The sequence below is a fragment of the Bacillota bacterium genome (genome assembly GCA_040754315.1).
Lineage (GTDB): Bacteria > Bacillota > Sulfobacillia > DUSP01 > JBFMCS01 > JBFMCS01.
Genome location: JBFMCS010000010.1, coordinates 1 through 9,864 on the forward strand (window position 1 = coordinate 1; position 9,864 = coordinate 9,864).

Below are 9,864 nucleotides of genomic sequence, written 5' to 3' on the forward strand. Positions count from 1 at the left end.
TTCTCTCTACTTCCAATTGTCTCAACAGCATCCAGCATTACCTCGTTCAACCAAATCTCATATTCTTGCTTGTCTGGCACGGTCTCAAATGGCGGGTCAACTTCAATCCGTTCACCGTTGACCACCATGAAATCCTCACCAATCTCCTCTATAGTATACATCATTCTTGCCTCCTTGTCAAATGCTTCGGGCAGGTTTGTAGAGGAAAAGTCAGTTATCCGGTAACTGTTTCATCCTCCTCCCGGCGGTAGATGGCAGCCATCACCAGGCCTATTACCACCGAGAAGACCACTGCCCCCACGCCCTGGCCACGCCCAACGGCCAGCCCAGAACCCTCCCGGTGAGGATGATGGCCAGCACGTTGATGGCGGGACCGGAATACAGGAAGGCAACGGCTGGCCCTATACCCGCTCCCCTCTTGTATGTTCCGCCGAAGAGCGGGAGCACCGTGCAGGAGCATACAGCCAGGATGGGGCCGGATACTGACGCTATGGAGGGTGGTAGGCCATCCACTTCAGAGCCTCGCCCCCGAAGTGTCTAATGACGCTACCCTGCGAGACGAAGTTCGCTATGGCATCAGCAATGAGGAATGCCGGCACGAGGCAGAACAAGACGTGCTCGCGTGCGTACTCCTGGAGCATGTGGAAGTGCCTCCACAACAGCACCATCAACACGAGCAGTGCCAAACGGAACGAAGTACGCTGCCAGGAATACTGCAGCGATGATCAAGGCCTTTTGCCATTCCCTCATTGATTTCTCCCCCATCAGAGGCGCAGTTTCTCTTTCTCACCCGTGATCCTGCCACGCATCCCTCGCCACCTGGGTTCACTCCCCCGGGCCCGGCAAGGCAAAGACGCGTCGATCTTGACAGCCAAAACGGGTGGCACATATCATTATATTATCAAATGACGATATCACTCTACCCGAAAGGAGCCCTTAGATTGCTCAGGCAATTGCTCCCTGTTACGAAAGCCCTTTCTGATCCCACCCGGCTCCGGATCCTGAAGCTCTTGGAGGAGGGAGAACTCTGCGTCTGCCAGATAGTCGCCTCCCTGAGGCTGGGACAGTCCAGTGTGTCCCAGCAACTCTCCATACTGAAGAGGGCCGGGCTCATTGAGGATACCAGAAGAGGCAGGTGGGTGTACTACTACATCTGCGAAACCCAAGTCAATCCCTATGCCGAGCCCTTCCTGAGCTTGCTCAAGGACATGCTCTTCAAGGATTCCACCATCCAGAAAGACCGGGAACGCCGCGAAAGGGTTCGCGCGATCCCCGTTGACGAGTTGTGCGCAAGCTACGACCGCAAGGATGCCCGGAGGATCGAGTAAGAGAGGGCATCCTGACGCACCTGGAAGTCCAGGACGAGGAGGTTGGGACAGGAATGGCCGAAGCAAGAAACAGTGATAGCATGAGGGAACGGGGTCTGGGCTTCTTTGAGAAGTACCTGACACTCTGGGTGCTTCTTTGCATGGCCACGGGCATCGGGCTCGGGGCGCTTTTCCCCCGCACATCTGAGTTCCTGAATTCCCTGTCGGTGGCGCAGGTCAACATACCTGTGGCCATCTTCCTCTTTGGCATGATGTATCCCATCATGGTCCAGATAGACTTCAGCGAAGTGGTGGAGGCTGTCAAGAACCCTAAACCGGTGGCACTTACACTGGTGGTCAACTGGGCCATCAAGCCCTTTACCATGCTCTTCTTCGCCTGGCTCTTCATGAGAGTGGTATGGGCGCCATTCATCCCTTCCGAGATGGCCACCTCCTACATTGCCGGGATGATCCTCCTTGGAATAGCCCCATGCACAGCCATGGTCCTGGTATGGAGCTACCTGGCCCAGGGGTCCATGGGCCATACCCTCGTAATGGTCGCCATTAACTCCATTACGATGCTGGTCCTGTACGCCCCCTTGGGGAGTTTTCTCTTGGGTGCCTCCAACATCAGGGTCCCATTCTTGACCCTGCTCCTTGCCATCCTCTTCTACGTGGGCGTGGCCCTGGTCGCCGGCTACTTCTCCAGGACCAGGCTAATCCGGTCCCGCGGGATCCAGTGGTACGAGACAGTGTTCCTGAAGCATACCGGCAAGGTATCGGTGATAGCTCTATTGGCTACGCTGATCTTCCTGTTCATGCTCCAGGGTGATATCATTTTAGCCCAACCCGTGGTGATCGGGATGATCGCCCTTCCCCTGACCGTGCAGACACTGCTGATCTTCGCGGTGGGCTATGCCCTGTCCCGGATCCTGCGGCTGACCTACGAGGACGCGGCGCCCGCATCTATGATAGGGGCAAGCAATCACTTCGAGGTAGCTATTGCCACCGCAAGCACACTATTTGGGCTCGGTTCCGGAGCTGCCCTGGCTACTGTGGTCGGCGTGCTCATCGAGGTGCCTCTAATGCTGGCGCTGGTAAGGATCTGCCTGAGGACCTCGCACTGGTTCCCCAGGAAGCGAGCGGCCTAGGCCGTCTCCACAAAAAGAGCGACACCTCCAGAGACCCCGGGACTCCGGGGTTTCTTCTTCCCGGGCATGTTGACGGGTACCCCTCCTGTGCCTATACTTAAATAGGTATTTAAATATATTACTGAGGAGGGTCTCCCCTTGAGCAAAGAACGAGGAACGAGTCATTGCCCGGGAGGCCACATCGATCCCGCAAATCTGGAGAGGATCAGGTCATCCCTGGATGCCCTCCCCCATGTAGCCGAAGTGTTTAACGCGCTAGGGGACAACACGCGGATCAGGATCCTCTACGCATTGCGCGAGAGTGAACTCTGCGTCTGCGAGCTCGCCTCTTTGCTGGATCTTACGCCCCAGGCGGTCTCCTATCACCTCAGGCTCCTTCGTGTCTTGAGACTGGTAAAGTACCGCAAGGAAGGCAAGACGGTCTTCTACTCCCTCGATGATGAGCACGTAGTCTTAATGCTGCAACAAGCCTTAGATCACCTTACGCACAACTAAGGGGGCACCCTGTGACCACAGGAAGAAAACCCGTCTTGCAGCAGGATGCACAAAGTGCGCCAGACCCGCCCGGCCTGGGAAACGCCACCGCAGCCTGCTCCTGCGCGGGCCAGTGCGCTGGTACGGAAGGCCAGGCACCCAGGACACCCGTCGGGGCAGTAAGCCCCTGGCTGGTCTTGTCCGGGTTATTCCTGGCAGGGAGCATCATGGCGACAGAACTTGGCATTTCCCAGCATGCTGTAGTCGCCCTCGCCCTTACATCCGTGGCCGCAGGTGGGTTCAAGGTGATGCTGAAAGCCATGGCCAACCTGGCCCGGCTTACCCTGGATATGAATGTGCTCCTGATCGTTGCCACGGACGGCGCCATCATCCTCCGAACACCCGCTGGCCAAGGCCATTGTGGAGAAGGCCCAGGAACATAGTGTTACACCCCTACCCACCAGGGATTTCCAGGCACTTGCCGGCAAGGGCGCCCCGGCCCGCCTGGGGAAGACGACTCTCTACACTGGGTCCCCCTCCTGGTTTCAAGAGCCTGGTATCGATCTTGGGGTAGCGGAGGCGCACTTGGCTCGCCTGGCGGGCGAAGCGGCCACTATGGTGTGCGTAGGACAGGAACCTCTTGGGCCTCATAGCCCTGGCAGACCCTGACAAGGCAACGACCCTTGAGGACTTGATGACCAGGATCCCCCGTCACGGCTACCGCATCCGTAGGGATTGCCATGGGTTCCACAGGACCCGGCATCACCCTGGAGACAGCGGGCGTGGTCCTCATGGGCGATGACCTTTGCCGTCTCCCCTACCTGTTTTGCCTGGCCCGCACCACCAAGGGGATCATCCGCCAGAACATCGGCTTCTCCCTGGGAGTGAAGGCTTTGGCACTGTCACTGGTCTTTCCAGGGTGGCTCACACTGGTCATGGTTATCCAGGCCGATGACGGTGCAGCGCTGGTGGCCATCGCAAATGCCCTGCGCTTGCTTGGAGTGAGGGCATCCCATATCCAGTTGGGAGCAACCGCCCATGCCGGTTTGGCACAACAGGGAATGAAAATGCGTCTGCATTTTCGAGGCAAAAAGAAGCGCCCGGGATCTACTGACCCCGCGCGCTTCGCGACATAACGAGCAGACCTGTAAGCCGAGTTCTGTCTAGAGTGGTCATCTATCTCCTGTCCCTGTTACCAGGAACCTCTAGCGACCTAACCCGAGGGGCTCAGCGGGCCGCGTCATCCCCCTCCTATTTGGTCTTTCTCCGGGTGGGGTTTACCTAGCCGGCCTGTCACCAGACCGCTGGTGCGCTCTTACCGCACCGTTTCACCCTTACCTGATGACTCAGGCGGTATGTTTCTGTGGCACTTTCCTTGAGGTCACCCTCACTGGGCGTTACCCAGCACCCTGCCCTGTGGAGCTCGGACTTTCCTCAGACACTGCCTCGCGGCCATGTGCCCGCGACCACTCAGTCTGCTCGTCTGCGTTCGCATGGCAATCATACAGCGAATGACGCTGCCAGTCAATGGAACCGAGTGCCATGGCACCAGGACACCAAGGACCACTTTGAGTCCGAGCAACCGGTATGCGCGTTTCGCCAGTCTAGAACCGGATTTGCAGGCTTGAAGATCCATCAATGGCCTGGTTGGCCAGCTTGTCCGCTTCTTTGTTGAGAGCCCTTGGTATATGCAGTATTTCCCAATGCTGAAAACCCTTCAGAATCCCCATTGTGCGGTTGAACAAGGGTGTCAGGTTGTCATGCCGCACCCTGTAGATGCCCTGCACCTGGCGGACTACAAGTTCGCTGTCGGTCTTGATGGTGATGTCTCTCACTCCAAGACGCTTAGCCTCTTCAAGGCCCCAGATCAATGCCATGTACTCCGCAACGTTGTTTGTGGAGACCCCAACATACCTTGACACCTGTGCAATTCTCTGTCCCTGCCCGTCATGGAGCCAGAAGCCTGCACCGGCTTCCCCAGGATTGCCCCTTGAGGCACCATCCACATGGAGCACGGCCTTCACTCAAGAACACCCCCAGTACCGGAAGGGATCCGAAGACTGCCATGCATTCACCGGAACTGCCAGGTTCCGGGCACTCAACCCTTCCCTCAATGTACCGGCCAGCCTCGCGACAACAGGCACCTCGGTGGCAAAGTGCCCTGCATCCAGGAGGCCGAAGCCCATGGACAGTGCCTCCCGGGCTTGGTGATACCGCACGTCCCCGGTTATGAGGCACCGGGCGCCCATGGAGGATGCCTCCTGCAGGAACTCACACCCGCTTCCCGGGACCAGTGCCAGGCGCGGTATCTCACCGGAACCCACTGACCGCACTGGGGATGACAGGGCCGCGGAGACCCTGATCGCCAGGTCTTCCATGGAAAGCGGCGTATCTAGATCCGCAATCCGTCCAAACCTGCCAGGCCCCTTCTGGGCCACGGGGTAGAGGTCGTAGGCGACCTCCTCGTACGGGTGAGCATCCAGCATAGACCTGACCACACCAGGGGCCAGGGCGCTCTCCACGACAGTCTCCAGGCGGAACTCTTCCACCCTCTCCAGCTGGCCTGCGCGCCCGGTGTATGGTGTGGCGCCTTCAGAGGGCTTGAAGGTACCGGTACCCCTAGCCTGGAATGAGCAGTGACTGTACCTTCCAATGTGGCCGGCGCCAGCGGAGGCCAGGGCTTCCCTGACCTCGTCTTCGTGACCCGCTGGCACGAACACCACTATCTTCCAGTACTCCCTGCTCCCTGCAAAGGGCACAGCATCCTGCAGCCCCAGGGGCTCCTTGAGCACCAAGTAGAGGGCATCAGCCGTGCCTTGCCTCGCCGCGTCCAGGTTGGTATGGGCAACCAGTACCGATGTGCCAGCCCTTACCATCTCGCCAAGGAGCCTGCCCAGGGGCCTGTCCAGCCTGAGATCCACAGGCGGCTTCAGGAACAGCGGGTGATGGCACACCACCAGCCGCCCGGGGGCAGCCATTTCCTCCTCGACGTCGAGGGTGACCAGGATATCCTCTACCGGGGATTCAAGCGAGCCGACCTGAAGGCCAATCCTGTCCCATGGCTCAGCCAGCCCCGGAGGCGCCAGGCCCTCCATGATTGCCACTATATCACTAACCCTGGGCTTCACCGTCCAGATCCTCCCTTAGCGCCAGCAGTTCGTCAAGCCTTCTGCGGTAGGCCCGGAGCCTGGAAGAGGCCTTGGCCCCGGCGCCTTTCTCCATCTCCCTTATTATGCCACCGTATCTCTCAATCCTTCTTGAGATAAGGCACCGGATGAGAGGGTGTCTCATCTCCCACGCCCTGGGACCGATCTCCAGGAAGACATCCGGGCCCACCGCATCATCGCCGGCTTCCGCTGCGATGGTCTGGTAGATACGGCCTCTATCCATCACGATGTCCTCCTGGGTTATCCTGAAGCCGTGAACCAAAAGCCCCCTCCTGAGGGACTCCTCCCTGGCCACGGGGCCAAGAACAAGAGGGGCTGCCCTGGCTACCTCAGGGCGGCCCAGGAGAACCCTGAGCATCAGGTCGCCTCCCAGTCCCGCCACGATAATGCAGCCGGCCTCACCGGGGGCCAGCGGTTCCAGTCCCCAGCCCAGGCGGAACTCAATCATGCCCGATACACCCTCCTGGGCAGCCCGGTCCCGGGCATGTACTAAGGGCATAGGGTTAACCTCTGTGGCTATGACACCAGGGCAGACACCGCTAGCCACCAGGTAGACTGCCAGGAGGCCGTGACCCGTCCCCACGTCCGCCGCCACTGTGCCCGGTCTCACCATTGAGGCTATGCTCTTCAGCCGGCCTGGCAGCGTTCTCATACCATATGAGTCCCTCCTACACCCATGTGCGATTTCTAGTAAACTATAACACAGGTGAGCCAAGGTATGGTGGAAACCGTTGCAGGCCCTGGAGGCTTCCCTGGTCACCCTACCCCGGGCCTATTGTGGTCTAAGAGGCTCGAGCCCACGTGAAGGATGCCCGGGCCTGCAGTGCACCCGGTAGATAGCCGCCGCTAGATCTAGCGGAACAGCGGTGTTTCCAGGTACGTCAAAGCGGAGTGAGAAGGCCCTGTCGCCAACGCGGCGCAGTAGATAGGAGACGCGAGCCCTGGAAGTGAAAGAGGGACAGCAAGACGGCTCAGGAGGAGTCATTTAACGTGTGACGAGGTGGGCCCAGGCCGCTGGTGGTCTCTCCAAGGCCGCGTCCTGTAGCGAATGGTATCCCCTTGGCGCCGGTTCTCATGGTAGCCCTGATGTGCCTGGCGATCCTGGCCCTGGCCTCATGCTCACCTGAGGCTAGGGCGGGCAGCCAGGTCCCAGCGCCCGTTGACGGCCCGAGCCTGAGCCATGGGCACCCCAGTGGAGGAACCGGCCCCTGGAAGAACCGGGAGAGCAGCCTCCTCGGGCAGTGGACTACGGCGAGCCGCCCTGTTCAGGGGAAGCCCCGCTTTAAGACCAGGGACAGCGTCTACTCCACCCCCGTGTGCCAGCGGGAGGGTCTACTTCGGCAGCCTGGATGGGAGCCTCTACGCCCTGGACGCAGCGGCGAAGAGTCCTGGCGCTACACCACTGCGGGCATCGTATGGTCATCCCCTGCGGTACAAGACGGGGTTGCGTATTCCGGGGCGTACGATGGCAACCTTTACGCCTTGGTGGGAACTCCAGTGGGGGTTCTGGACCAACCGGGCCATCTACTCCTCCCCAGCCATCGCCGGCTCCTCAATTTGCGTGGGATGCAACGACGGAGCCCTCTACGCAGTGGACACACGCTCAGGCAAGAAGCGCTGGGAGTTTACGACCGGGGGTCCTGTGGAGTCCTCACCCACGGTATCCGGCGGCATGGTGATCTTCCGAAGCGGTCACAGGAACCTCTATGCGGTGGGTGGCTAGGTAACCCTGCAATCATATGTCCGCTCTATGGTCTGGACTAGCCGGGTGAGAGCCAGGTTCACCGGGGTGGGGATCCCCAGGGCATCTCCCTCCCGGACAATGGCTCCGTTTATGAATCCAATCTCGGTCTTTCTCCCGGCCATCACATCCTGCAGCATGGATGAGCGGTTGGAGGCCGTCTTCCTGCACACCTCCCTCACCATCTCCTGAGGGTCGTCATGGAGGAGCCGGATACCCTTGGCCTTGGCCACGGCCACCGCCTCTGCCAGGGCTAGCCTCCCCAGCTCTTCTGAACCCGGGTGGTCAAGGAGGTCTCCGTTGTGAACCCGCAAAATAGCCGTGAGTGGGTTTATCGCCACATTGGCCATGAGCTTTGTCCACACAAGGCCAAGAATGTTGTCAGTAGTCTTCACGGGGATCATGGCTTCGTTGAAGGCCCGGCTCACACCATCGAGCCGCTGGGTCATGGCTCCGTCCAGTTCACCCAGGAAACAGTCGCCTACCCCTGCGTGCCGCACCCTTCCCGGACCTAGTACCGTGGCGCCCCACGAGGTTACACCAGCCAGCACCTGGCCCCTGGAAACGTGCTGTACGATGGCCTCAATACTGCCGATGCCGTTCTGGAACGTAGCTACCGTCGTGCCAGCATCCACCAGGGGCTGTGCGCTCTCCATGGCCTGGGAGGTGTGATAGGCCTTCACAAATACCAGCAAGAGATCAACGGGTCCCACTGACCCGGGATCCAGCGTGGCAGTGAGCCTGATAGTCCTGTCGCCACTGACTCCCACCAGCTCAAGGCCATACTCATTAATCCTGTGAACGTGTTCCTTCCACACGTCCACCAGTGTAACCAGGTGGCCGTGCTCGGCCATGAATCCCCCGAATAGGGAACCCATGGCTCCCGCGCCAAACACCGCAACCTTCACACCACGACCTCCTCCGGGGATAAACATTCTTCAAGTAGACAGCCCTACACCAAACTGGGCTACTGTGGTCCGCGTGTGCAATGATAGGGCACGAACAGGGCGATCTTGCCTGAATCGATGTTTGCTGCGGGCCTCCTGCCAGTACAGGGGTTATACTCGAAGCCCCACCGGGATAACACTGCGGCATGTGGCCGCACAGTACAGTATGGTACAGGGTTCTTCTACGCAGTCTCTGTCCCCCACCCTGCCTCGTTAATACTATCATGATATCATTTTCTGTGGGGTGGGGGGGCACCTCTGGGTATCCCGCGAGGGGTCCACCAAATGGCCGCCTTGGGCTTTCCAGCTCATGCAGCGCGGTACAGCGAACCGCTAGATGGAGAGTTTGTGAGCTATACGGTAGAGGTAAAGGTCCAGCTCCTTGCGGCCAGACGCAACCTGCGCGAGATCAGCCTCCCAGAGACACCCATGCCTGGTGCCTATCATCCCACCACATCTTCCCGAAAGCAGCGCTTCCACCGCCCTTTCCCCCATGCGGCTTGCAAGGATGCGATCGGTAACCGTCGGAGGCCCACCCCTCTGGACGTGGCCGAGCACGGTCACTCGCATCTCAAGCCTGACGCTCTCCCATATCTCGGCAGCGATCAGGTTCGCGGGCCGGACTCCCTCAGCCACCATTATGATGGAGTGCCGCTTATCCCTTTCCACTCCACGCCTCAGTCTATCGCACACATCCTCCAGGCTCACAGGGATTTCGGGCACAAGAATAGATTCGGCGCCCGCGGCCAGCGCCAGGTGACCAGTGTCCCTGGTTTACCAAACCTACCTAAATCGCAAGTTTGGAAGGCCGCCTCTCTTCGGCCAATTTTGACGCTTCATCCAGGATTGCTCCGAAAAGTCTTACATCCTGTCCACGCCCGTTTAGACTATCCGTGAACCCACTCCGGCCAGTATGGATTCTTAACGCTTCCGCCTCAATGTTAAAGGCGGCATTCCAATCTCTGCCTGCGGTGTAACCGCACTCACAAACAAATGTTCGGTCATTCAGCGTCAAGTCATCCTTAATAGTCCCACACTTAAGACACAGGCGACTTGACGGAAAGAACCGGTCAACTT

Annotated in this window: 13 protein-coding genes, 1 other RNA gene and 3 pseudogenes; 8 read left to right on the forward strand and 9 right to left on the reverse strand. The window is 59.3% G+C overall.

Annotated features, from left to right (window positions below; genetic code table 11):
* Window positions 1-235 precede the first annotated feature (235 nt).
* A pseudogene (locus AB1576_01645) lies at window positions 236-750 on the reverse strand (permease).
* 191 nt (window positions 751-941) lie between these two features.
* On the opposite strand from AB1576_01645, the gene AB1576_01650 reads away from it, so the two are divergent.
* From AB1576_01650 to AB1576_01665, 4 genes are all read left to right on the forward strand, one after another.
* Complete coding sequence (locus AB1576_01650) at window positions 942-1,328, forward strand: metalloregulator ArsR/SmtB family transcription factor (GenBank protein ID MEW6080500.1); 387 nt, start codon at window positions 942-944, stop codon at window positions 1,326-1,328.
* Between the two features lie 53 nt (window positions 1,329-1,381).
* On the forward strand, window positions 1,382-2,458 hold the full coding sequence (gene arsB / locus AB1576_01655; GenBank protein ID MEW6080501.1) for an ACR3 family arsenite efflux transporter: 1,077 nt from the start codon (window positions 1,382-1,384) through the stop codon (window positions 2,456-2,458).
* 180 nt (window positions 2,459-2,638) lie between these two features.
* Window positions 2,639-2,953 (forward strand): metalloregulator ArsR/SmtB family transcription factor, encoded by a 315-nt coding sequence (locus AB1576_01660; protein ID MEW6080502.1) that lies wholly within the window; start codon window positions 2,639-2,641, stop codon window positions 2,951-2,953.
* A gap of 11 nt (window positions 2,954-2,964) precedes the next feature.
* On the forward strand, window positions 2,965-3,375 hold the full coding sequence (locus tag AB1576_01665) for a hypothetical protein (protein ID MEW6080503.1): 411 nt from the start codon (window positions 2,965-2,967) through the stop codon (window positions 3,373-3,375).
* Between the two features lie 10 nt (window positions 3,376-3,385).
* Here AB1576_01665 and AB1576_01670 read toward each other — a convergent pair whose 3' ends face one another.
* Complete coding sequence (locus AB1576_01670) at window positions 3,386-3,604, reverse strand: hypothetical protein (GenBank protein ID MEW6080504.1); 219 nt, start codon at window positions 3,602-3,604, stop codon at window positions 3,386-3,388.
* A gap of 68 nt (window positions 3,605-3,672) precedes the next feature.
* Between AB1576_01670 and AB1576_01675 the strand changes: the two genes are divergently transcribed.
* Entirely contained in the window at window positions 3,673-4,068 is a 396-nt protein-coding gene (locus AB1576_01675; GenBank protein MEW6080505.1) for a hypothetical protein, read from the forward strand.
* Here AB1576_01675 and rnpB read toward each other — a convergent pair.
* From rnpB to AB1576_01695, 4 genes are all read right to left on the reverse strand, one after another.
* Window positions 4,065-4,414, reverse strand: an RNA gene (gene rnpB, locus AB1576_01680) — RNase P RNA component class A. The two genes, AB1576_01675 and rnpB, sit on opposite strands and share 4 nt — an antisense overlap.
* A 122-nt stretch (window positions 4,415-4,536) precedes the next feature.
* Window positions 4,537-4,956 carry a ribonuclease HI family protein gene (locus AB1576_01685; protein ID MEW6080506.1) on the reverse strand — a complete coding sequence of 140 codons (420 nt, stop codon included), beginning with the start codon at window positions 4,954-4,956 and terminating at the stop codon, window positions 4,537-4,539.
* Window positions 4,957-6,060 (reverse strand): Nif3-like dinuclear metal center hexameric protein, encoded by a 1,104-nt coding sequence (locus tag AB1576_01690; protein MEW6080507.1) that lies wholly within the window; start codon window positions 6,058-6,060, stop codon window positions 4,957-4,959.
* Entirely contained in the window at window positions 6,044-6,751 is a 708-nt protein-coding gene (locus AB1576_01695) for a class I SAM-dependent methyltransferase (GenBank protein ID MEW6080508.1), read from the reverse strand. The genes AB1576_01690 and AB1576_01695 overlap by 17 nt, the downstream gene beginning before the upstream one ends.
* A gap of 528 nt (window positions 6,752-7,279) precedes the next feature.
* Between AB1576_01695 and AB1576_01700 the strand changes: the two are divergent.
* The 3 genes and pseudogenes from AB1576_01700 (at window position 7,280) to AB1576_01710 (ending at window position 7,822) form a co-directional block, all read left to right on the forward strand.
* Window positions 7,280-7,465, forward strand: a pseudogene (locus AB1576_01700) (hypothetical protein).
* Window positions 7,414-7,533 (forward strand): annotated as a pseudogene (locus tag AB1576_01705) (hypothetical protein). Before AB1576_01700 ends, AB1576_01705 begins: the two co-directional pseudogenes overlap by 52 nt.
* Window positions 7,526-7,822 carry a PQQ-binding-like beta-propeller repeat protein gene (locus AB1576_01710; protein MEW6080509.1) on the forward strand — a complete coding sequence of 99 codons (297 nt, stop codon included), beginning with the start codon at window positions 7,526-7,528 and terminating at the stop codon, window positions 7,820-7,822. Before AB1576_01705 ends, AB1576_01710 begins: the two are co-directional and overlap by 8 nt.
* On the opposite strand, the gene AB1576_01715 is transcribed toward AB1576_01710, so the two are convergent.
* The 3 genes from AB1576_01715 to AB1576_01725 all read right to left on the reverse strand — a co-directional run.
* Window positions 7,819-8,748 carry a 2-dehydropantoate 2-reductase gene (locus tag AB1576_01715; GenBank protein MEW6080510.1) on the reverse strand — a complete coding sequence of 310 codons (930 nt, stop codon included), beginning with the start codon at window positions 8,746-8,748 and terminating at the stop codon, window positions 7,819-7,821. The genes AB1576_01710 and AB1576_01715 overlap by 4 nt on opposite strands.
* Before the next feature lie 372 nt (window positions 8,749-9,120).
* The gene (locus AB1576_01720) at window positions 9,121-9,543 is read right to left on the reverse strand and encodes a 6-phosphofructokinase (GenBank protein MEW6080511.1); all 423 of its coding nucleotides are present in this window, start codon (window positions 9,541-9,543) and stop codon (window positions 9,121-9,123) included.
* Between the two features lie 31 nt (window positions 9,544-9,574).
* Window positions 9,575-9,864: zinc ribbon domain-containing protein (locus tag AB1576_01725; GenBank protein MEW6080512.1), on the reverse strand; the 290-nt coding region annotated here is incomplete at its 5' end.